We start from the raw sequence: 21755 nt of genomic DNA on the forward strand, positions 1-21755 counted from the left end.
GGGCAAAAGCGCATTTCGTACAGGCCGCATCCCAAGACGCGGGCAAGAAGCGCTGGAAAGCTTTTTCCAACAAGACAAGTTCCCACTTCACGCGGGGTTCTTGACGCCAGAATGACACCGGGCCGCATTTTGCGATCCGGCCGATTTTTTTGGCGCGCCCTAAAAAGGTTATGACTTGACCAATTTTGAATCGCTTGGCATCTCCAAGCCGATCGTCGCCACACTTTTCCAGCTCGGCATCGAAAAGCCGACCCCCATTCAGGAAAAGGCGATCCCGCTTCTTCTCGAAGGCCGCGACCTTATCGGCCTTGCTCAGACAGGCACCGGCAAGACGGCCGCCTTCGGCCTGCCGATCATCGAAAAGATCATCCCTGAAGAGCGGCGTCCGGACAACCGTACCACCCGTACGCTGATCCTCGCCCCAACCCGCGAACTGGTGAACCAGATCGCCCAGAACCTTAAGAACTTCCTGCGCAAGTCGCACCTGCGCATCAACGTCGTCGTGGGCGGCGTCTCGATCAACAAGCAGCAGCTGCAGCTCGAAAAGGGCACCGACATCCTCGTTGCCACGCCCGGCCGCCTGCTCGACCTCGTCGCCCGCCGCGCCATCGGCCTCACCGCCGTACGCTACCTCGTTCTCGACGAGGCCGACCAGATGCTCGACCTCGGCTTCGTCCACGACCTGCGCAAGATCGCCAAGATGGTGCCGAAGAAGCGCCAGACGATGCTGTTTTCGGCAACCATGCCGAAATCGATCGCCGACCTCGCCGGCGAATACCTGACGGACCCGGTCACCGTCGAAGTGACACCTCCGGGCAAGGCTGCCGACAAGGTCGAGCAGTATGTCCACTTCGTCAACGGCAAGAACGACAAGACGGACCTCCTAAAGAAGTCACTCACCGAGAACCCTGACGGACGCGCGATCGTCTTCCTGCGCACCAAGCACGGCGCCGAGAAGCTGATGAAGCACCTCGACCACGTTGGCTATTCGGTCACTTCCATCCATGGCAACAAGAGCCAGGGCCAGCGCGAGCGCGCCCTCAAGGCCTTCCGTGACGGCGACGTCAAGACGCTGATTGCGACCGACGTTGCCGCGCGCGGCATCGACATCCCGGCCGTCAGCCACGTCTACAACTACGACCTGCCGGAAGTTCCGGATGCCTACGTCCACCGCATCGGCCGTACGGCCCGCGCTGGTCGTGACGGCATCGCGATCGCCTTCTGTGCACCTGACGAAACCCGTCTCCTGCGCGACATCGAACGCCTGATGAACATCAACATCGCTGTAGCCAGTGGTGAAGCGCCTGCCAACATGAACGCCACTCCGCGCCGCGGCAATGGCAGTGGCAACAGCAATGGCAATGGCGGCAACCGCGGCCAGGGTCGTGGTGGTGAAAACCGTGGCGGTGAGCGCCGTGGCGAAGGACATCGTGCAGGTGGCCGCCCGGAGCGTCGTCCGCGCCCTGAAGCTGGCGACGAAGTCCGCGCCAACAATGAGGAGCGCCGCGAGCGTCGTCCGCGTCCTGAGCGCCAAACCCAGCGCAACGAAGACTTCCGCGGCCAGCGCCGTGGCGAGGCTACGCCGATGACGTCCGGCCCCGACAACGATCTGGCGGCAACGTCGGACTTCCGTCCGGCCCGCAAGCCGCAGCGCCCCCAGCATGGCAACCATGCCAATGGCGAGAACCGTCATCATCCCGGCGGCGGCGCCCGCAATGCGCACGGCCGCCCGGCCCGCAAACACGGTGAAGATCGTGGCGCGCAGGCCCACGGCGGCGAACGTCGCGAAGGCAACGGCGGAAACCGTCGCGGCGGTCCGTCGCGCGGTGGCAACGGTCAGCGCCGTGAACGCGCCTAATTGAAAAAAGAAAGGGCGGGAGAAATCCCGCCCTTTGCAATACGCGTCTCACGACGCCAAATGATCCCGCGGCCTTACAATCTCGCCTTGTGGCAATTGGCCCATTGCATTAGCATGCTGGTGCTGCTGTAGGGCGCGTCGGCTTCGGGCCGGAGGGGCATTGCCCGCCTACGTACGACAAAGTCAAACGTAAGCCGCGCCCATGCCAAATATCGAAAACCTCAGAAAACAAGCCAAGACATACCTGCGATGGCATCGCGAACGGTACTATCCGGTTGCGGCGCAGATCAGGTGGATCCTGCCCAGATATCGAGATCAAAGCGATCGAGAAATATTGGACGCCGACTTCAAGCTCAGCGATGCTCAGGAGCTTGTTGCCCGAAAGCATGGCTTTACGGATTGGCCGGCGCTGGTCAAAGGGATCGAAACCATGACGAAATCGAAAGCGTCGGACAGTAGACGTCCGCTCGTCCTCTCCGCGGAGCCGCAACTCTTCGTCTCCGATATCATTGCCTCGTGCCAGTTCTATGTTCGGAAACTGGGTTTTGAAGTGGCGTTCCAGTACGGAGAGCCGCCATTTTATGCCCAGGTGTTTCGCGACGGCGCGCGCCTGAACCTGCGAAAGGTCGGCGGGCCGGTCTTCGACGCTGGCTTCAGAGCGCGAGAAGTCGACGCCCTCTCCGCAACGTTAACGGCCGACGATCCGAAGCGGCTGTACCTGGAGTATCAGGCCGCCGGCGCATCGTTCCACCAGCCCCTGCGCACCGAGCCATGGGGCGCACGCAGCTTCATCGTGCAGGACCCCGACGGAAACCTGATCGCGTTTTCAGGCGAGGCGACCTAAGCCCGCTGCAGCTCGGTCGTATCTGAAGCATTGATGCTTACCTGAAGTTTCCCTGATGCTCGCGCAACCGTATACCCGGCGCTCAGCCCGAAATTGAATCGGTTTTCGGCTCGAAAATGTTCATCTGCTCACATTTTGAGCGGACGCTGAGGATTGACGGCGGGCGTGTCGACGCCAGCTATCGATAAATGCCCAGTTTTTCGTCTGTTTTGGCCCTCGAGAAGGATTCACGAATCTCGCGTTCAAACTGTGCATGGTTCTTGCATTGCCATTTGCGTTGTATTCAAATGAACAAAAAAGGGGAGCCACACCTTTGGCATTTGATGAAATGATCACCGGGGGCGAAAGTCCGCGACAGCCATATGAAAAATACTTTGAGTGGTACAGTAACCAAGATCGAGCGCATCTGATTGCAAAATCCCGGGACGCGGAGAACATCTTCCGCAAGACTGGCATTACCTTCGCGGTCTACGGACACGCAGACTCTTCCGAAAAGCTCATTCCCTTCGACATCATCCCCCGCATCATCTCAGGTCGCGAATGGCGCAAGCTCGCACAGGGTATCGAGCAGCGGGTAATCGCCCTCAACGCTTTTCTCGATGACATCTACCACAAGCAGGAAATCATCCGCGCCGGTCGCATACCGCGCGAACTGATCGAGAGGAATGACGCCTTCCTGCCCGAGATGATCGGCTTCCGGCCGCCCGGCGGCGTCTACACGCATATCGTCGGCACTGATATCGTGCGCACCGGCGAGGACGAGTTCTACGTGCTGGAGGACAACGCCCGCACACCCTCCGGTGTCAGCTACATGCTGGAAAACCGTGAAACGATGATGCAGATGTTTCCGGACCTGTTTCATGCCAACAAGGTCCGGCCGGTCGAAGACTATCCCTATCTGCTGCGCCAGAGCCTGGCATCGCTCGCGCCTCCGGGCTGCAAGGGCAAGCCACGCGTTGCGGTCCTGACACCCGGCATCTACAACTCGGCTTATTACGAGCACTCGTTCCTGGCTGACACGATGGGCGTCGAGCTTGTCGAAGGCTCGGACCTCCGCGTCATCGACGGCAAGGTGAAGATGCGCACGACCCGCGGCTATGAGGCGATCGACGTGCTCTACCGCCGCGTCGACGACGACTTCCTCGATCCCCTCACCTTCCGGCCGGATTCAGCACTCGGCATCCCCGGCATCATGGATGTCTATCGTTCCGGCAACATCACCATCGCCAATGCGCCGGGCACCGGCATATCGGACGACAAGGCGATCTATTCCTACATGCCCGAGATCGTCGAATTCTATACCGGACGCAAGCCGATCCTCGAAAACGTGCCGACCTGGCGCTGTTCCGAGCCGCAGAGCCTCAAATACGTGCTCGAGCACCTCGAGGAACTCGTGGTCAAGGAGGTACACGGCTCCGGCGGCTACGGCATGCTGGTCGGCCCGACGGCGACCAAGAAGGAGCGCGCCGATTTTGCCGAGAAGTTGAAGGCGAAGCCCGCCAACTACATCGCGCAGCCAACACTTTCGCTGTCGACCGTGCCGATCCTCGTCAACAAAGGCATTGCGCCACGTCACGTGGACTTGCGGCCATATGTTCTCGTCTCCGACAAGGTGCAGATCATTCCCGGCGGATTGACGCGCGTGGCCCTGAAAGAGGGTTCGCTGGTGGTCAATTCCAGCCAGGGCGGCGGCACAAAAGATACCTGGGTATTGGAGGACTGATGCTCGGAAGAACTGCAAACGGACTCTACTGGATGTTCCGTTACATCGAACGCGCAGAAAACATAGCGCGCCTCATCGATGCCGGCCTGCGCATGTCGCTGACCCGAAGCGGAACCGGCGACGACGACTGGGACGGCGTCCTGCAAAGCGCCGGCGTGCGCGAGACCTTTGACGAGGGGCACAGCAAGCTGACGAGCGCCGACGCGATCGACTACCTGCTGCGAGACCGCTCCAATCCCTCAAGCGTCATGTCCTGCGTCGACTACGGGCGAAACAACGCCCGCATGGTGCGCACCGCCCTGACCCGCGAGACCTGGGAAGCGACCAATGAGTTCTGGATCGAGCTAAAATCGCTACTTTCGAAGCGGCTGAAGGCCGCCGAGATGCCGGAGGCAATCGATGCCATCAAGCATCGCGCCGGGCTGATCCGCGGTGCCTTCCACGGCTCGATGCTCAGAAACGAACTCTACAATTTCGCCCGCATCGGAACCTTCATCGAGCGCGCGGACAATACGAGCCGTATTCTCGACGTGAAGTATTATGTGCTCCTGCCCTCGGTCTCGGCCGTCGGCACGTCGATCGACAACATCCAGTGGGAATCGATCCTGCGTTCCGTCTCCGCCCACCGCTCCTACAGCTGGGCGTATGACGGCGAATATCGGTCGATGAATATCGCCGACTTCCTGATCCTGAACGGCCAGATGCCGCGTTCGCTCGCCTATTGCTACGAGAAGATCGTCAGCGAACTCGGCTATCTCGCCAAGGATTACGGTGAGCGGCTGCCGGCGCATGATACGGCCGATTCCATCCGCAAGACACTCCAGACACGTGCCATCAAGGAGATCATGGATCAGGGCCTGCATGAATTTCTGGAAGATTTCGTCACACGCAACAACCAGCTCGGCATGGAAATTTCCGATGGTTACCGGTTCTATGCATAGGCGGGCATGAGATGAAGCTTAAGATAAGCCACGTCACCGAATATCACTACGAAGAACCGGCGGCCTTCTCGCTGCAGCGGCTGCGGCTGACGCCGCTCTCCGTTCCCGGACAGTCAGTCATCAACTGGTCGCTGCAGGTTGAGGGCGCTAGGCCCGAAGTCGAATACGACGATCAGTTTGGCAACCACGTCAACCTCGTCTCGCTGGAAGGCGAGCAGCGGGCGACACGCATCGTGGCCGAAGGCGAGGTCGAAACGGAAGATCGAAATGGGGTACTCGGCCCCCATAGCGGCTTCTGCCCGCTCTGGCTTTTCCTGCGTGAAACGCCGAGGACGAAGTCCGGAAAGCTGATCAAGGAACTCACCAAGGGTGTGAGCGGCGAGAACGAGCTTGCTCGCATGCACGCGCTGATGTCCGGCATACATGAGACCGTGACCTACTTGCCTGGGACCAGCGACACGGAGACCACGGCTGAGCAAGCGCTTGAGAAGAAGAGCGGCGTCTGCCAGGACCATGCCCATATTTTTGTCGCCGCCGCACGCAGCCTCGGCGTGCCGGCCCGCTACGTTTCCGGCTACCTGATGATGGAAGAGAAGATCGAGCAGTCGGCGACCCACGCCTGGGCCGAAGCGCACCTCCCGGGCCTCGGTTGGGTCGGCTTCGATCCGGCCAACAATATCTGCCCCGACGCACGCTATGTGCGTGTCGCCTCCGGCCTCTGCTACCGCGATGCGGCTCCCGTTTCAGGCATGCGCATCGGCACGCCGGGGGAAAAGCTCTCTGTCGTGGTCAAGGTTGAAGATCGGGGGCAGATGCAAAGCCAGAGCCAGAGCTGAAGGGCTGGCTTCCGAAGAACTCATATCGAGATACCGTTGTCCGAGCCGCCGCATAGCGGCTCGGATCGTTTTGGGCCATCGTTAGGCCAGCATATAGGCCGTCTTGACGCTCGTGTAAAACTCGGCCGCGTATTTGCCCTGCTCGCGCGGACCGTAGGACGATCCCTTGCGGCCACCGAACGGAACGTGGAAATCCACGCCTGCGGTCGGCAGGTTGACCATCACCATGCCCGCTTCGGAGTTTCGCTTGAAATGCGTCGCGTGCTTGAGGCTCGTCGTGGCGATACCGGCAGACAGGCCGAATGGCGTGTCGTTGGCGGTTGCCAGCGCTTCTTCGTAGTCCTTGACGCGGATGACCGAGACAACCGGTCCGAAGATTTCCTCGCGCGAAATGCGCATCTGGTTCGTGGCCTCCGTGAACAGCGTCGGCTGCAGGTAGAAGCCGGGCGTTTCGCGGGTGACGAGTTCGCCGCCGAAGGCGAGCTTGGCGCCCTCCTTCTTGCCGATCTCGATATAGTCGGTGTCGGTCTTCAGCTGCTTTTCATCGACCACGGGGCCGATGTGCGTGCCCAATTTCAACGCATTGTCGACAACAAGCGTCTGCAGCTTTTCCGTTAGCGCCGCGACGAACTTGTCGTGGATGCCTTCGGTAACGATCAGGCGAGAAGACGCCGTGCAACGCTGGCCGGTGGAGAAGAAACCGGAATTGGCGGCTGCTTCGACGGCGACGCCAAGGTCGGCATCGTCGAGGACGACCATCGGGTTCTTGCCACCCATTTCCAGCTGGAACTTGCGGTTATGCTCGATCGAGGCGCTAGCGACGCGGCGGCCGGTACCGGTGGAACCGGTAAAGGTGATGCCCGTAACATCAGGACTGTCGAGCATGGCCTGGCCGACAACCGAACCCCTACCCATGACGAGGTTCAGCACGCCCTTTGGCAGGCCGGCACGGTGCAGGATGTCGACGATCGCCCACGAGCAGCCCGGGACGAGTTCGGCCGGCTTGAAGACGATGGTATTGCCGTAGCAGAGCGCCGGCGCGATCTTCCAGGCGGGGATCGCGATCGGGAAGTTCCAGGGCGTGATGATACCGATGACGCCGAGCGGGTCACGGGTGATCTCGACGCCAATATTCGGGCGAACAGACGGGATGACCTCGCCTGCAAGACGCAGCGCTTCGCCGGCAAAGAATTCAAAGATCTGCGATGCACGAATGGTCTCGCCGATTGCCTCGGGAAGCGTCTTGCCTTCTTCGCGGGCCAGCAGAGCGCCGAGCTCGTCCTTGCGAGCCATGATCTCGTCGCCGGCCGTCTTCAGGATGACATGACGCTCCCAGATGCCGGAGCGCGACCAAGCCGGGAAAGCAGCCTTGGCGGCGGCGATCGCATTCTTCGTGTCTTCGGCCGAACCATCCGCATAGAGGCCAACGACCTCGTTGGTATCCGACGGATTGATGTTCTTCGTCGCGTCCGTGCCGACCCATTCGCCGGCAATGAGGTTCTTATAAATGGTCATGGGCCGACTGGGCCTCCTTCACCGTTCCATTAAAAACGGTCCGGCCGCCGAAGCGGCCGGGCCTTGCGAAATCAGAGCTGCTTGACGGCAATCTCTTCTTCGGCGGCAATCTTCAGAGGGTTGCGCAGCGGCAAGCCGAATTCGGCGACTTCGATTTCGAAGACGTCACCCTCTTCAGCCTTGATGCCTTCCGCGAAGGAGAGCGTCGCGGTGCCGAACATGTGGACGTGGACGTCGCCGGGCACACGAAACAGGCCGTACTTGAAGTGATGGTATTCGAGGTTGGCGAACGTGTGCGACATGTTCGCTTCGCCCGACAGAAACGGCTTTTCGAAGATCACCTTGTCGCCGCGCTTGATGCGCGAGGTGCCGCGGATATCCTCAGGCGCAACGCCAATGCGGATTTCCGGGCCAAAGCTTGCCGGGCGCAGCTTGGAGTGCGCGAGGTAGAGATAGTTGATCCGCTCGGTCACGTGGTCGGAAAACTCGTTCGACAGCGCAAAGCCGATGCGGAAGGGTGTGCCGTCTTCCGCAACGACGTAGATCCCCGCCATTTCAGGCTCTTCGCCGCCATCGAGCGCGAAGGAGGGAGAAACGAGCGGCGCGCCCGGAGCAGCCGAACCGTAGCCGTTGCCCTTGTAGAACCACTCGGGCTGAACGCCCTTCTCGCCGGCCTTCGGCTTGCCGTTCTCGAGACCCATCTTGAACATCTTCATCGAGTCGGTGAGGGTTTCTTCAGCCGCCTCGGAGGTCTTCTTGTGCATGGAATCGCGCGTTGCAGCCGAGCCTAGATGCGTCAGCCCCGTGCCCGTCAGATGCAGGTGCGCAGCGTCGGGATGCGTCATCGGCGGCAGAAACTTGCCTTCGGCATAAGCCTTTTCGAGGTCGACTGCATCGCCGAGGCCGTGTGCTTCAATCACCTGCAACAGCGACTTGCCGCCGTTTGCGGCTTCCATGGCCAGCGCATAGACGCTGCCTGCGTTCTTGACGGCCTTCGCGGTACCGCCCGGCTCGCGCACGGCGACAATGATCTCTCCGTTCGAACCCTTGATCTGCGAAATCAGCACGGTCTTCATCCTTTTTTCGATAACGCGGAAAATGCTTCGCCAATCCGGCTCCCAGAATGAGCCGGATTGGCAAGTTCACATGACTGCGAATGCCTGGGCAGCGCCGGAGCGCTTAGCCCTTGTTCTTGTTGTAGACATCGAAGAAGACGGCGGCGAGAAGCACCAGTCCCTTGACCATCTGCTGGAAGTCGATGCCGAGACCGACGATCGACATGCCGTTGTTCATGACGCCCATGATGAACGCGCCGATGACGGCACCGGTAATCTTGCCAACGCCGCCGGATGCCGAAGCTCCGCCGATGAAGCAGGCCGCGATAACGTCAAGCTCGAAGCCAACGCCTGCCTTCGGGGTCGCCGAATTCAGGCGAGCCGCGATGATCATGCCGGCGAGACCAGCCAGGACACCCATGTTGACGAAGGTGTAGAAGCTCAGGCGCTCGGTGTTGATACCGGACAGCTTGGTTGCCTTCTCGTTGCCGCCCATTGCGTAGATGCGGCGACCGATCGTGGTACGGCGCGTCACGAAGGTGTAGGCCGCGATCAGCACGAGCATGACGACGAGAACGTTCGGCAGGCCCTTGTAGGTGGAAAGCTGGAAGCCAAGGAACAGGATCGCCAACGAAATGATTACGTTTTGGGCGATGAAGAAGCCATAAGGCTCGACATCGATGCCATGGCTCTCGTTGACCTTGCGGCGACGCCAGGCGAGATAGAAGAGCACGACAGTTCCCAGCACGGTCAGCACCAGCGACGTGGAATGCAGCGGAATTCCGGCGATATCGATCATTTCGCCTGGCAGGAAGCCCGTCGAGATAACCTGGAAGTCCTTCGGGAACGGGCCGATGTTCTTGCCGCCCAGAACGAACAGCGTCAGGCCGCGGAAGACGAGCATGCCGGCGAGCGTGACGATGAAGGCCGGAATGCGGTGATACGCGATCCAGTAGCCTTGCGCAGCACCGATGGCGCCACCGATGACCAGGCAGAGAATGCCCGCAAGTACGAAGTTCATCTGCCAGTTGACGGTCATGATAGCCGCCACCGCGCCGACGAAGGCAACGATGGATCCGACCGAAAGGTCAATGTGGCCGGCCACGATGACGAGCAGCATGCCGAGCGCCATGATGACGATGAACGAGTTCTGCAGAACGAGGTTCGTTAGGTTGACCGGCTTGAACAGAATGCCGCCCGTGTAGAACTGGAAGAACACCATGATCGCGACGAGCGCGATAAGCATGCCGTATTCGCGAATGTTGGCGCGGATATAGTCCGCAACGGAAACGACGTTGCTTTCCTCGGTGGCTGAAGGGTTGACCGGAGTCATTGTTTCTTCTCCCCTGAGCGCATGATAGCGCGCATGATGGTTTCTTGGCTCGCCTCTCCCTTTGGCAGTTCCGCAACGATACGTCCTTCATTCATGACGTAGATGCGGTCGCACGTACCAAGCAGTTCCGGCATTTCCGATGAGATCATCAGAACACCCTTACCATCGGCTGCGAGCTGGTTGATGATAGTATAGATTTCGTATTTTGCACCGACATCGATACCGCGGGTGGGTTCGTCCAGGATCAGGACGTCGGGGTCGGAGAACAGCCACTTCGACAGCACAACCTTTTGCTGGTTGCCGCCGGAGAGATTGACCGTTTCCTGGAAGATGCTGGAGCTACGGATGCGCAGCTTCGAGCGGTATTCCGATGCGATCTTCGATTCCTTGATGGTGTCGATGACCGTGGCTTTCGAGACCCCGGCCAGATTGGCGAGCGTCGTGTTGTGAACGATGTTCTCGCCGAGTACGAGACCAAGATGCTTGCGGTCTTCGGTCACATAGGCAAGACCCGCGTCGATGGCCTTGCGAACGGTGCTGACATCGACCGGCTTGCCGTGCATCGACACGTCACCATGGATCTTGTGTCCATAGGATTTGCCGAACAGGCTCATTGCGAATTCGGTACGGCCGGCGCCCATCAGGCCCGCGATGCCAACCACTTCGCCCTTGCGGACGGTGACGTTGATGTCGTGCAGAACCTGGCGGTCACGGTGATGCTGGTGGAAAGCGTTCCAATTCTTCACCTCGAGGATCGTTTCGCCGATCGGCACGGAGCGCGGCGGATAACGATCGGCGAGTTCGCGGCCCACCATGTTCTTGATGATGATGTCTTCGCTGATCTCTTCGGTCTGACAGTCGAGCGACTTGACGGTCATGCCGTCGCGCAGAACCGTGATCTGGTCAGCGACCTTGCGAACTTCGTTGAGCTTGTGCGTGATGATGATCGACGTCAGGCCCTGGTTGCGGAACTCGATCAGGAGGTCCAGCAGTGCATCGGAATCCTTTTCGTTGAGTGACGCCGTCGGCTCATCGAGGATCAGCAGCTTCACGCTCTTAGACAGCGCCTTGGCGATTTCGACCAGCTGCTGCTTGCCAACGCCGATGTCGGTGACGAGCGTTTCCGGCGACTCCTTGAGGCCAACCTTGCTCAGCAGCTCTTTCGTACGCTTAAAGGCTTCTTGCCACTTAATGATGCCATTCTGAGCAACTTCGTTGCCGAGGAAGATGTTTTCGGCGATCGACAGGAGCGGCACCAGTGCCAGTTCCTGGTGAATGATGACGATGCCGATTTCTTCGGAATCCTTGAGCGCCTTGAAATGACGGACGTCGCCTTCGTAGACAATATCGCCGTCGTAGGTTCCGGCTGGGTAGACGCCGGAGAGAACTTTCATAAGGGTCGACTTGCCGGCCCCATTTTCACCCACCAATGCGTGGATCTCACCCTGTCGAACCTTTAGGTTCACATTCTCAAGCGCCTTTACGCCTGGGAACGTCTTGGTGATGTTCCGCATTTCGAGGATTGTGTTGTCCATGGTCATAATCCAACGCCAGCAGCCAAAGGGACGCGGCGATCATAAAATTGAAGACCGGAACCCGCAAGCAGGGGGTTCCGGCCAACTTGGTACAATTATTACTTCAGCTGGTCAGCCTTGTAGTAACCGCCTTCTACGAGGATCTTCTCGTAGTTGGTCTTGTCAACTGCGACCGGGGTCAGCAGGTAGGACGGAACGACCTTGACGCCGTTGTCGTAGGTCTTGGTGTCGTTGACTTCAGGCTCCTTGCCTTCCATCAGAGCGTTGACCATGCCGACGGTAACCTTTGCGAGGTCACGGGTGTCCTTGAAGATCGTGGAGTGCTGCTCGCCAGCGATGATCGACTTGACCGACGGGACTTCAGCGTCCTGGCCGGAAACGACCGGGAGCGGCTGATCGCCGGAACCGTAACCAACGCCCTTCAGCGACGAGATGATGCCGATGGACAGACCGTCGTAAGGCGACAGAACTGCATTGACCTTCGCGTCGGTGTAGTTAGCCGAGAGCAGGTTGTCCATACGAGCCTGGGCCGTTGCCGGGTCCCAACGCAGCGTGCCAACCTTGTCCATGCCGGTCTGGCCGGACTTTACGACCAGCTTGCCGCTATCGATGTAAGGCTGCAGAACAGACATTGCGCCGTCATAGAAGAAGAAGGCGTTGTTGTCGTCCGGCGAACCGCCGAAGAGCTCGATGTTGAACGGGCCCTTGCCATCCTTGAGGCCGAGGGCGTCAACGATGGAGGTTGCCTGCAGAACGCCAACCTTGAAGTTGTCAAACGTTGCGTAATAGTCGACGTTGCCCGAGTCGCGGATCAGACGGTCATAAGCAATGACCTTGATGCCTGCGTCGTGAGCCTTCTGGAGAACGTCGGAAAGCGTCGTGCCGTCGATAGCGGCGATGACGAGAACCTTAACGCCCTTCGTGACCATGTTCTCAATCTGAGACAGCTGGTTCGGAATGTCGTCGTCAGCGTACTGCAGGTCGGTGGCATAGCCAGCGTCCTGGAGCTGCTTGACGATGTTGTTGCCGTCGTCGATCCAGCGAGCGGACGACTTCGTGGGCATCGCAATGCCGACAGTGCCCTTGTCGGCTGCCAAAGCCGGCATAACGAACGAAGCGACGCCAAAGGCCGCCGCTGCCATCAACGAGATAATGGATTTCATATCTCTCTCTCCCTTAGTTAATAAACGCGCGTGCGAAAAATCGCCCGCCCCGAAACTGTGGCAGGTTCCGTCTTGGATAATTACTTCAGATGGTGAGAAACGAAGTAGGTCTCCTCCACGCTCTCACGTGTTGAATGCCAACCAGCACACGGCGGCAAACTGGTATGGAATCCCATAACTGTCAAATAGAATAACTGGTAAAGTGCATAACAATTTTGGTATATCGTTAAAAAGTATTACTTTTAATGGAACGCGGATGGGAGGCCGCAACCATGGCGATCATTTCGGACCCGCAGACGCATGGTCACGTCGACATTCATACGGATATCTTTGCCGATGACGCCTTTTTGCGATTGGGCCTCAAGCTGAATCATCTGCGAATGATCGTCGCAATCGAAGATAGCGGGCAGATTTCCGCGGCGGCCGAAGCGCTGAACATTTCACAGCCGGCAGCCTCGCGAATCCTGTCCGAAATGGAATCGATCGTTAAGACGCCACTTTACGAACGCGTGGCACGCGGCGTCGTGCTGACGACCTTCGGACAGGCGCTTGCCAGACGCGCGCGCAAGATCATGCTCGAGCTGCGCGAGGCGGGCCGGGAAATCGCCGAACTCAAAACGGGCAAGGGAGGTACCGTCTTTATCGGCGCCGTCACTGCCCCAGCCATGAGCCTGGTCGTGCCGGCGATAAAGCGCGTTAGAAGCGCCCTACCCGGCATAGAGGTCACCATACAGGTTGAAACGAGCAACGTGCTTGCCCGCGAGTTGCTCGCCGCCCAGCATGACTTCATCATCAGCCGCATTCCCGATGATCTCAACCCGCGCCTCTTCCAGGTCCAGGAAATCGGCGTGGAGAAGGCCTGTCTGATCGTACGGGGCGGCCATCCGCTCTTGAAGAAGAAGGTCGCCTCCCTCGAGGACCTTCCACAATATGATTGGGTTTTCCAACCAGCGGGAACGCTCCTGCGCCGGACGATCGAGGACCTCTTCCTTTCTCGCGGCGTGCTGCTCCCGGAAAATATCGTCAACACCTCTTCGCTGCTGCTCACCTGTGCGACGGTTTGCCAGACGGATGCGATCGCGCCGATCGCGCTCGATGTGGCGCAGTTCCTGGCGACCCATCGGTCGAAGGCTTCGGATGTGCGGGTGTTGCCGATCGATTTCGAGATCAACGTCAGGCCCTACAGCCTGATAACGGTCAAGGAACGTGCGCTGCCCCCGAGCGCACGGCTGCTTTATGACCTGGTACTGGCCGAAAGCAAGAAGGCGGGAGTGCTCTGACAAGCCTTGCACCACCTTGTTCGGATCTAATGCGCCCCTCCAAGGGAGGCAATCATGCTGTTCGGCCAATCCGTGTTCCAGTCCGTGCTCGACCGCCTGAAGGCGGAGGACGATGAAACCGTCGAACAGGATGCACCCGCCGCCGCCCGCGTAAGCGGTCTCAATACCGGCCTCGCGTTCGACGTCATGGAAGGCGTCTCGGCGTCGTCAGCGCGACCCAACCAGGCATATTTCGAGACAATGGAATTCGCCGCATCGGAGACCGTGGCCGAGCGGTCGCCTGAGCCCTTGCCGCCTCCTGAACCAGAGCCCGAGCCGGTGATGCCCGATCACCTCGAGCGCATCGCGCCTGAAGATATCGCGGCCGAACTGGACATTTCTGCGCGTGATACAGCCCAGAGCCTCAGCGAAAAGCGCCGCGCCTTTGCCAAGCAGAACCATCCCGATCGCGTCAACCCGCTGTTCCGCGAGAACGCCACCAAGCGGATGACGATAGCGAACCTGCTGATCGACCAGGCGCTGCGCCACCTTGCCCGCTGACTAGTCAGCGTCCTTCTTGGCTTCTGTATCTTCTGCCTCTTCCGCGTCATCGGGAGATGGCGCCGTGTCCGCCTCCGGCGACTGCGGCTTGTAGTTCCAGAACAGCATATAGGCCGCATAGACGCCTGCGCCGCCCGACAGGACCGCCCAGAATGGATCGCCGGTGATCATTTCGACCAGCGCCCAGCCAAAGCAAACGGCCACAATCAGGATGCGAGCCCACAGCGGGCGATAGGCCGGATGGTTCGGATCGATGAGTTGCATATTTATCCCGCGCGGTATTTCGATGACATGTCTTTAGGATGGATTCCGTAAATGTGAAAGAGCGCCGGGCTTGACGCGGCAACCATTAAATGGAATGAAAATTCCACAAGCATCACAGTTCGGTTCATTTGTTCCGAATTCAAGGGAGGTTCTCATGACAGTCAGATTTGGTCTTCTCGGCGCCGGCCGTATCGGCAAGGTTCATGCGAAGGCCGTCAGCGGCGATGCCAATGCCAAGCTCGTTGCCGTCGCCGACGCCTTTCCGCAGGCCGCCGAAGCGATCGCATCGGCTTACGGCTGCGAGGTCCGCACGATCGACGCGATCGAAGCCGCCAAGGATATCGACGCCGTCGTCATCTGCACCCCGACCGACACCCACGCCGAACTGATCGAGCGATTCGCGCGCGCTGGAAAGGCGATCTTCTGCGAAAAGCCAATCGATCTCGACGTTGCCCGCGTCAAGGCCTGCATCAAGGTCGTCGACGAGACCAAGGCGAAGCTGATGGTCGGCTTTAACCGACGCTTCGACCCGCACTTCATGGCTGTTCGCAAGACGATCGATGATGGCCGAATCGGCGATGTCGAAATGGTAACGATCACCTCGCGCGATCCTGGCGCCCCGCCAGTCGATTACATCAAGCGTTCGGGCGGCATCTTCCGCGACATGACGATCCATGACTTCGACATGGCCCGCTTCCTGCTCGGCGAAGAGCCGGTTGCCGTCAGCGCGACCGCCGCCGTCCTCGTCGACAAGGCGATCGGCGAAGCCGGCGACTACGACAGCGTTTCCGTGATCCTGCGGACCAAATCCGGCAAGCAGGCAATCATCTCCAATTCCCGCCGTGCCACCTACGGCTACGATCAGCGCATCGAAGTGCATGGCTCGAAGGGCATGGTCGCTGCCGAGAACCAGCGTCCGGTCTCGATCGAGGTCGCCAACGGCGACGGCTATACCCGTCCGCCGCTGCATGACTTTTTTATGACTCGCTATACCGAAGCTTACGCCAACGAGATCGCGAGCTTCATCGCCGCAATCGAAAAGGGCGCGACCATCTCGCCGTCGGGCGCCGATGGCCTGGCTGCCCTCGCGCTTGCCGATGCCGCCGTGCAGTCCGTCAAGGAAGGCAAGCTCATCAAGATTGGCTGACGGCCCTCTCCCGACCGAAAGCCACCTGTGAAATGGCCGGGTCCCTGCCCGGCCATTTCTCGTTCCATCTGCACGATCCGCTAGGCGCACCGCTAATCCGATCCCTGGATACCGGACAAGACCAGCTCCTGATCGATCACCGACAATGCCCGGTCGAGATGACCCTCGAACACGAGGATCGATTCGTCGGGAACGACTCGGATCTCCGGCATTCCCTCCATCCGCACGACATGCGTCTGGCCAAGCCCTTCCTCGATCCCCGGTCGCAACAGATCATAGTAACGCGTTCCCGGCCCGGTGATGGCGATCGGCATGCGTTCTGTCAGACTTAGCAGACGCGAAAGCCCATTTCCGAGTGCAATACCGGCCTGCCTGAATGCCAAGGCAGACATGCGGTGCCCCTGTCGCGCTTGGGCGGCGATCTTGTCGAGCCCGGCGACCGGCACGAACTTGGCTGGGATCGTGTCGAGCGGCACTTCGAAGGCCATGCGCAAAATGGCGTAGAAGCCAGCATAAGCCTCGATGCATCCCCTGCTGCCGCAGCGACAAAGGCCGCCGTTTGCCATATGCAACATATGTCCAAAATTTGGGGCCGACACTTCACGCTCGCCCGGCCCCGTGCTCCGGACGATGCCGAGCCCGACACTATGTCCGAGCGACAAGGCGGCGAGCGACCGAAAATCAACCGGCCTCGCATTCGCTTCATGTGCGCCGAGTGCGGCTGCGACGAGCTGGGTCTCGTTCCCCAGAAAAATCCTGGCCTGCCAATCCGGCCGCAAGGCCGATTCGAAGTCGATCTGATTGCTGCCGAAAATCGGCGACCACACCAGTACAGGGTCGGTCGGATGCACCAGACCTTTGCTGCTGATCGATATCAGCAGCACCCTTTCCTGGGGCAGCTTCGAGCGTGAAAGAATGCGCGCAAGCCCCTGTTTAATAGAGGCAATAAACCGCTCGGCACCGGCGGGATCATGCGACCTTTCCTCGCTGAACCGGTCGATGAGTTTGCCTGCGTAGTCGACCAGCGAATATTGCACGCCGTCCGATGAAATGATCACGACGACAAGGTAGCCGCAGTCGCGCCGCTGTCGAAACAGCACGCGCGGACGCCCTCTTCCGCTACTTGGCTGCTGCTCGGATTTTTCAATGATTTGCGCTTTTTCGAGGTCAGCCGTGATTGCTGAAATCGTCGCGGAGGAAAGCTTCGTAAAGTCGGCAATCTCTGTATGCGCCAGCGCCCCATGTCGTCGAAGCGCAGCTAATACAAGGACGCTGTTTCTCTGCCGGACCAACTCCGTGCTCGACTTGGTCAGCATATATGCCGGCCTCTCCCCCTGGCATTCCGCCCTCGCTCACACCCCATCTCCAGCAATTTTTTCGCGACGCAACGAAGCCGGTAGTGCGGTGTTGACAGTTGAAAAAATCTCTGACACTTAATTTCTCGACTGTCGAGAAAATAATTCAAATTTCTCGCCAGCGAACCGCGGCGGCCGGAGGAACCACTGGCTGGGGCTGGCCGCTATTCACTCGGGAGGATATTTATGAAGTCTGTTTTGAAGCTGATGGCCGGGGCGGCCATCCTCGTGTCGGTGCACACCGCCGCAATGGCAGCTGATCTCGTCGTCGGCGTTTCCTGGTCGAACTTCCAGGAAGAGCGTTGGAAGACCGACGAAGCCGCCATCAAGAAGGCCCTCGAAGCCAAGGGCGCAAAGTACATTTCCGCTGATGCGCAGTCGTCTGCCGCAAAGCAGCTGACCGATGTTGAATCGCTGATTTCGCAGGGCGCGAATGCACTCATCGTTCTCGCCCAGGATAGCGATGCTATCGGCCCTGCCATCGAAAAGGCTGCTGCTGAAGGCATTCCGGTTGTCGGCTACGACCGCCTGATTGAAAATCCGGCTGCTTTCTACATCACCTTCGACAACAAGGAAGTCGGTCGCCTGCAGGCCGAAGGCGTATTCAAGGCCAAGCCGGAAGGCAATTACGTCTTCATCAAGGGTTCTTCGTCCGACCCGAACGCGGACTTCCTGTTCTCGGGCCAGATGGAAGTGTTGAAGGCTGCTGTCGATGCCGGCAAGATCAAGAACGTCGGCGAAGCCTACACCGACGGCTGGCTGCCGCAGAACGCCCAGCGTAACATGGAGCAGTTCCTGACCGCCAACAACAACAAGGTTGACGCCGTTGTTGCTTCGAACGACGGCACCGCCGGTGGCGCTGTTGCCGCGCTCGACGCACAGGGCATGGCAGGCACCGTTCCGGTTTCGGGGCAGGACGCCGACAAGGCTGCTCTGAACCGCATCGCGCTTGGTACTCAGACGGTTTCCGTCTGGAAGGACTCGCGCGAACTCGGCAAGCGCGCTGCTGAAATCGCGCTCGACCTCGCTGGTGGCAAGACGATGGACAAGATCGACGGTGTCACCACTTTCGAGGGCGGCCCGAAGAAGGTGAAGATGCAGTCGATCTTCCTGAAGCCGGAGGCCATCACCAAGGACAACCTGAACGTCGTCATCGACGCCGGCTGGATTTCCAAGGCTGAAGCTTGCCAGGGCGTAAAGGCCGGCAGCGTCAAGGCCTGCGATTAATCTTCGCCAGGTCAATCAACACGCCGGCGCCGCAGCGGTCTCGTTGCGGCGCCGGATGCGGATGGTGCCTCCTCCACGGACACTCCCGCCTCGTAACGCACCGAACGCTTTGATTCCCTGCCAGAATAGTGCCGCGCCTTGAGCGGCCATTTCGGAAGTCTCTCGGTGGTCAATTCAAGAACAGGGCAACCTCGGTTCGGGCTTTTCGGGCACCCGCGCCACGGCCCAAACAATGGGGGAAACGGCAAACCCATGGCAAACATCACGCAATCCTCATCGAGCCATCCGCGCTCGGCGGAGGGCAACGCTTTTACGCGCTTCCTGCGCGCAACCGAGATCGACACGCGCCTGCTTGGCATGGTCGCCGCGCTGCTCGTCATCTGGATCGGCTTTCATCTCTACACCGGCGGGCTCTTCCTGACGCCGCGCAACCTCTGGAACCTCTCGGTCCAGACGACCGAAATCGCGGTTCTCGCGACCGGCATGGTGCTTGTCATCGTCACCCGCAACATCGACCTGTCGATCGGCTCCATGCTTGGCCTTGTCGCCATGATCATGGGCGTCGTCCAGGCGAAATTCCTGCCGCAGTACCTCGGCTTCGACAACTCCTGGACCTGGCTGATCACGTTGGTCTGCGGTCTGGTTGCCGGAACGCTGATCGGTCTTTTCCAGGGCGTCATCATCGCCTTCCTGGGTGTCCCCTCCTTCATCGTCACGCTCGGCGGCTTCCTCGCCTGGCGCGGTCTTGCCTGGTACGTGACATCGGGCCAGACGGTCGCACCTCTCGACACGACGTTCCGCATTATGGGCGGCGGCGCTGAAGGGGCTGTCGGAGCCACGTGGAGCTGGATCATCGGGCTTGTCGCCTGTGTGCTGATCGTCGTCGGCATCATCGGCTCGCGCCACCAGCGCAAGCGTTTCAACTTCCCACGCCGTCCGCTCTGGGCAGAGTATTTCTTGGCAGTTCTCGGCTGCACCCTAGTCCTTGGCGCCATCTGGGTGTCCACCATCTATTACTGGCCGGTGGCGATCGCCAAGAAGTACGCCGAAGCCAACAACATCGCCTGGCCGGAAACGGGGCTCTTCATCTCCTACGGCATCGCCGTGCCGGTGCTGATCGCCATTCTCGTCGGCATCGTCATGACCTTCATCGCCACCCGCTTGCGCTTCGGCCGCTACGTCTTCGCGATCGGTGGCAACCCTGAAGCAGCCGAGCTCGCCGGCATCAAGACCCGCTGGGTCGCCGTCCGGATCTTCGCGCTTATGGGCTTTCTCGCGGCTGTCGCCGCGGCGATCTCGACCGCCCGCCTCAACGCCGCCGCCAACTCGCAAGGCACGACCTACGAGCTCTATACGATCGCCGCAGCCGTCATCGGCGGCACCTCGCTCGCCGGCGGCACCGGTACGATCGCCGGCGCAATGCTCGGCGCGCTGGTCATGCAGTCGCTGCAATCGGGGATGGGCCTCGCCAACGTCGACACGCCCATACAAAATGTTGTCGTGGGCGCCGTGCTTGTCGTTGCCGTCTGGCTCGACACCGTCTATCGCTCGCGGTCGAAGTAAAGAGGAGTCCTAGATATGACTGATCAACGCACTCCCCTTGTGGAAATGAAAAACATCTCGATCTCCTTCGGCGGCATCCACGCTGTGGACAATGCTTCGGTCGATCTCTACCCCGGCGAAGTCGTCGCCCTTCTCGGCCACAACGGCGCCGGCAAGTCGACGCTCATCAAGATCCTCTCCGGCGCCTACAAGCGCGACAGCGGCGAGATCCTGATTAATGGCGAGCCGGCAGACATCCGCAATCCGCGCGATGCGAAGAAGTACGGCATCGAGACGATCTATCAGACGCTCGCCGTCGCCGATAACGTCGATGCCGCCGCCAACCTCTATCTCGGCCGCGAGATCCGCACGAAGTGGGGCACGCTCGATGACGTCGCCATGGAAGCCTCCGCGCGTGAGGTGATGGGCCGCCTCAACCCCAACTTCCGCCGCTTCAAGGAGCCGGTGAAAGCACTTTCCGGCGGCCAGCGGCAGTCTGTGGCGATCGCCCGCGCGATCCTCTTCGATGCCCGCATCCTGATCATGGACGAGCCAACGGCGGCTCTCGGGCCCCAGGAAACGGCGCAGGTCGGCGAGCTGATCAAGCAGCTGAAGAAGGAAGGCATCGGCATCTTCCTGATCAGCCACGACATCCACGACGTCTTCGACCTCGCCGATCGTGTCTCGGTGATGAAGAACGGCCAGGTCGTCGGCCATGCCCGCACCGAAGATGTCACCAAGGACGAAGTGCTCGGCATGATCATCCTCGGCAAGGTGCCGCCAAAGGCCATCCCCGGCCCCGGCGCCATGCAGGCCTGACCCGCAGACGTGAGACATAAAAGTCCGCCGCCCGCAAGAACGGCGGACTTTTCATTTTGTAGATTGAAGCCAGCGAGAAGCTAGGCTAAGAACCTCGCATCGGACAAGGCGATTCAAGCGCCTCGGCATGCACCCGTAGCTCAGCTGGATAGAGTGTTGGATTCCGATTCCAAAGGTCACAGGTTCGAATCCTGTCGGGTGCGCCACTAACTCTCGGGTCCGTTCTGGACACATAGGTTACGTTTTATTCCTGAGACATAGGTAACACTTTTGGACCGAAAGGGTTCGGCAAAGGTTCAAGCCTGCATGTCTCATCATCGAAGTATCCCAGATCGTAGTCCATAAAGCTTGTCAGCCAGATATGGTCTTCGACCTGTTTGATGCCGACGGCCTGACCGGCGAAGACCAGACTGAGATTGATCTTCTTCCGCTTGTAGCAGATGCGTCCGCATGTTGTGACGGTGACTGTCTGGTGGTCGTGGAACGGGTAGTCGAGATCGGGTAGGCCGCGGTAGGCGCGCGGTGACGCGTCGTAGCGCTCTGCGGGTAGGCCATGTTGAGCGCCTGGTGGGGCCGCTCGCTGTTGAACTCCTCGACGAAGTCGTCGAAGCGGGCTTGCTGCTGCAGGAAATTGTCTCCGGCCGGCTTGGTTGTCTCAAGTTTCAGTGTCAGATGCATGCGTTCATGGCGGCCGTTCTGCTGCGGGTTGCCCGGCTTGATGCGCTCGATGTCGATACCGAGCCTGAGCCACCAGACGGCGAGCCGAGACAGATTGAAC

The 21755-nt window shown here is 59.9% G+C and carries 18 protein-coding genes, 1 tRNA gene and 1 pseudogene; 12 read left to right on the forward strand and 8 right to left on the reverse strand.

From position 1 onward, the window contains the following. Nucleotides 1–175 precede the first annotated feature (175 nt). From IB244_RS19800 to IB244_RS19820, 5 genes are all read left to right on the forward strand, one after another. Nucleotides 176–1858 carry a DEAD/DEAH box helicase gene (locus IB244_RS19800; protein ID WP_018857509.1) on the forward strand — a complete coding sequence of 561 codons (1683 nt, stop codon included), beginning with the start codon at nucleotides 176–178 and terminating at the stop codon, nucleotides 1856–1858. A 202-nt stretch (nucleotides 1859–2060) separates the two neighbouring features. Next, nucleotides 2061–2702, forward strand: coding sequence for a bleomycin resistance protein (locus IB244_RS19805; RefSeq protein ID WP_018857508.1), 642 nt, complete (start codon nucleotides 2061–2063; stop codon nucleotides 2700–2702). Between the two features lie 313 nt (nucleotides 2703–3015). Beyond that, nucleotides 3016–4425: a circularly permuted type 2 ATP-grasp protein gene (locus IB244_RS19810; RefSeq protein WP_018857507.1), complete on the forward strand. Its 1410-nt coding sequence runs from the start codon at nucleotides 3016–3018 to the stop codon at nucleotides 4423–4425. Next, a complete protein-coding gene (locus IB244_RS19815; RefSeq protein WP_018857506.1) occupies nucleotides 4425–5366 on the forward strand; it encodes an alpha-E domain-containing protein in 942 nt (313 codons plus the stop codon). Before IB244_RS19810 ends, IB244_RS19815 begins: the two co-directional genes overlap by 1 nt. An 11-nt stretch (nucleotides 5367–5377) precedes the next feature. Beyond that, a complete protein-coding gene (locus IB244_RS19820; RefSeq protein WP_018857505.1) occupies nucleotides 5378–6202 on the forward strand; it encodes a transglutaminase domain-containing protein in 825 nt (274 codons plus the stop codon). Nucleotides 6203–6283: 81 nt separating this feature from the next. Here IB244_RS19820 and IB244_RS19825 read toward each other — a convergent pair whose 3' ends face one another. The 5 genes from IB244_RS19825 to chvE all read right to left on the reverse strand — a co-directional run bounded on the left by IB244_RS19825 (nucleotide 6284) and on the right by chvE (nucleotide 12803). After that, nucleotides 6284–7717 carry an aldehyde dehydrogenase family protein gene (locus tag IB244_RS19825; RefSeq protein WP_192305316.1) on the reverse strand — a complete coding sequence of 478 codons (1434 nt, stop codon included), beginning with the start codon at nucleotides 7715–7717 and terminating at the stop codon, nucleotides 6284–6286. Between the two features lie 71 nt (nucleotides 7718–7788). Beyond that, nucleotides 7789–8784: an AraD1 family protein gene (gene araD1 / locus IB244_RS19830; protein ID WP_026371821.1), complete on the reverse strand. Its 996-nt coding sequence runs from the start codon at nucleotides 8782–8784 to the stop codon at nucleotides 7789–7791. A 112-nt stretch (nucleotides 8785–8896) separates the two neighbouring features. Beyond that, nucleotides 8897–10105, reverse strand: coding sequence for a multiple monosaccharide ABC transporter permease (gene mmsB / locus IB244_RS19835; protein ID WP_025660465.1), 1209 nt, complete (start codon nucleotides 10103–10105; stop codon nucleotides 8897–8899). Beyond that, on the reverse strand, nucleotides 10102–11640 hold the full coding sequence (gene mmsA, locus IB244_RS19840) for a multiple monosaccharide ABC transporter ATP-binding protein (RefSeq protein WP_025660466.1): 1539 nt from the start codon (nucleotides 11638–11640) through the stop codon (nucleotides 10102–10104). Before mmsA ends, mmsB begins: the two co-directional genes overlap by 4 nt. Nucleotides 11641–11738: 98 nt before the next feature. Beyond that, nucleotides 11739–12803 carry a multiple monosaccharide ABC transporter substrate-binding protein gene (gene chvE, locus IB244_RS19845; RefSeq protein ID WP_018857500.1) on the reverse strand — a complete coding sequence of 355 codons (1065 nt, stop codon included), beginning with the start codon at nucleotides 12801–12803 and terminating at the stop codon, nucleotides 11739–11741. Nucleotides 12804–13075: 272 nt separating this feature from the next. Between chvE and IB244_RS19850 the strand changes: the two genes are divergently transcribed. Together IB244_RS19850 and IB244_RS19855 are read left to right on the forward strand one after the other, a co-directional pair. Then, nucleotides 13076–14083, forward strand: a complete 1008-nt coding sequence (locus IB244_RS19850; RefSeq protein ID WP_018857499.1) for a LysR family transcriptional regulator — start codon at nucleotides 13076–13078, stop codon at nucleotides 14081–14083. 54 nt (nucleotides 14084–14137) lie between these two features. Then, nucleotides 14138–14623 (forward strand): hypothetical protein, encoded by a 486-nt coding sequence (locus IB244_RS19855; protein WP_018857498.1) that lies wholly within the window; start codon nucleotides 14138–14140, stop codon nucleotides 14621–14623. Here IB244_RS19855 and IB244_RS19860 read toward each other — a convergent pair whose 3' ends face one another. Then, nucleotides 14624–14887, reverse strand: a complete 264-nt coding sequence (locus tag IB244_RS19860; protein ID WP_018857497.1) for a hypothetical protein — start codon at nucleotides 14885–14887, stop codon at nucleotides 14624–14626. Between the two features lie 154 nt (nucleotides 14888–15041). Here IB244_RS19860 and iolG point away from each other — a divergent pair, with 154 nt between their 5' ends. Further along, entirely contained in the window at nucleotides 15042–16034 is a 993-nt protein-coding gene (iolG, locus tag IB244_RS19865) for an inositol 2-dehydrogenase (protein WP_018857496.1), read from the forward strand. Between the two features lie 92 nt (nucleotides 16035–16126). On the opposite strand, the gene IB244_RS19870 is transcribed toward iolG, so the two are convergent. Then, nucleotides 16127–17350 (reverse strand): ROK family transcriptional regulator, encoded by a 1224-nt coding sequence (locus IB244_RS19870; protein ID WP_018857495.1) that lies wholly within the window; start codon nucleotides 17348–17350, stop codon nucleotides 16127–16129. Nucleotides 17351–17575: 225 nt separating this feature from the next. Between IB244_RS19870 and xylF the strand changes: the two genes are divergently transcribed. The 4 genes from xylF to IB244_RS19890 all read left to right on the forward strand — a co-directional run bounded on the left by xylF (nucleotide 17576) and on the right by IB244_RS19890 (nucleotide 21183). Further along, nucleotides 17576–18616 carry a D-xylose ABC transporter substrate-binding protein gene (xylF, locus tag IB244_RS19875; RefSeq protein ID WP_018116461.1) on the forward strand — a complete coding sequence of 347 codons (1041 nt, stop codon included), beginning with the start codon at nucleotides 17576–17578 and terminating at the stop codon, nucleotides 18614–18616. 252 nt (nucleotides 18617–18868) lie between these two features. Continuing rightward, the gene (locus IB244_RS19880; RefSeq protein WP_025662836.1) at nucleotides 18869–20179 is read left to right on the forward strand and encodes a sugar ABC transporter permease; all 1311 of its coding nucleotides are present in this window, start codon (nucleotides 18869–18871) and stop codon (nucleotides 20177–20179) included. A 15-nt stretch (nucleotides 20180–20194) separates the two neighbouring features. Then, complete coding sequence (locus IB244_RS19885; protein ID WP_018857493.1) at nucleotides 20195–20977, forward strand: ATP-binding cassette domain-containing protein; 783 nt, start codon at nucleotides 20195–20197, stop codon at nucleotides 20975–20977. Nucleotides 20978–21106: 129 nt separating this feature from the next. Continuing rightward, nucleotides 21107–21183, forward strand: a tRNA-Arg gene (locus tag IB244_RS19890). A 38-nt stretch (nucleotides 21184–21221) separates the two neighbouring features. Here IB244_RS19890 and IB244_RS19895 read toward each other — a convergent pair. After that, a pseudogene (locus IB244_RS19895) lies at nucleotides 21222–21755 on the reverse strand (integrase core domain-containing protein); the annotation flags it as partial.

Source organism: Rhizobium sp. RHZ02 (genome assembly GCF_014851575.1).
Classification (GTDB): domain Bacteria; phylum Pseudomonadota; class Alphaproteobacteria; order Rhizobiales; family Rhizobiaceae; genus Rhizobium; species Rhizobium altiplani.

Excerpts from the sequence above, each read along its gene's own strand:
- IB244_RS19825 (WP_192305316.1), bottom strand. The coding sequence starts at position 7,717 with ATGACCATTTATAAGAACCTCATTGCCGGCGAATGGGTCGGCACGGAC.
- mmsB (WP_025660465.1), bottom strand. The coding sequence starts at position 10,105 with ATGACTCCGGTCAACCCTTCAGCCACCGAGGAAAGCAACGTCGTTTCC.
- iolG (WP_018857496.1), top strand. The coding sequence starts at position 15,042 with ATGACAGTCAGATTTGGTCTTCTCGGCGCCGGCCGTATCGGCAAGGTT.
- IB244_RS19870 (WP_018857495.1), bottom strand. The coding sequence starts at position 17,350 with ATGCTGACCAAGTCGAGCACGGAGTTGGTCCGGCAGAGAAACAGCGTC.
- IB244_RS19815 (WP_018857506.1), top strand. The coding sequence starts at position 4,425 with ATGCTCGGAAGAACTGCAAACGGACTCTACTGGATGTTCCGTTACATC.
- IB244_RS19850 (WP_018857499.1), top strand. The coding sequence starts at position 13,076 with ATGGCGATCATTTCGGACCCGCAGACGCATGGTCACGTCGACATTCAT.
- IB244_RS19860 (WP_018857497.1), bottom strand. The coding sequence starts at position 14,887 with ATGCAACTCATCGATCCGAACCATCCGGCCTATCGCCCGCTGTGGGCT.
- IB244_RS19805 (WP_018857508.1), top strand. The coding sequence starts at position 2,061 with ATGCCAAATATCGAAAACCTCAGAAAACAAGCCAAGACATACCTGCGA.
- mmsA (WP_025660466.1), bottom strand. The coding sequence starts at position 11,640 with ATGGACAACACAATCCTCGAAATGCGGAACATCACCAAGACGTTCCCA.
- IB244_RS19885 (WP_018857493.1), top strand. The coding sequence starts at position 20,195 with ATGACTGATCAACGCACTCCCCTTGTGGAAATGAAAAACATCTCGATC.
- IB244_RS19855 (WP_018857498.1), top strand. The coding sequence starts at position 14,138 with ATGCTGTTCGGCCAATCCGTGTTCCAGTCCGTGCTCGACCGCCTGAAG.
- IB244_RS19820 (WP_018857505.1), top strand. The coding sequence starts at position 5,378 with ATGAAGCTTAAGATAAGCCACGTCACCGAATATCACTACGAAGAACCG.
- xylF (WP_018116461.1), top strand. The coding sequence starts at position 17,576 with ATGAAGTCTGTTTTGAAGCTGATGGCCGGGGCGGCCATCCTCGTGTCG.
- IB244_RS19880 (WP_025662836.1), top strand. The coding sequence starts at position 18,869 with ATGGCAAACATCACGCAATCCTCATCGAGCCATCCGCGCTCGGCGGAG.
- chvE (WP_018857500.1), bottom strand. The coding sequence starts at position 12,803 with ATGAAATCCATTATCTCGTTGATGGCAGCGGCGGCCTTTGGCGTCGCT.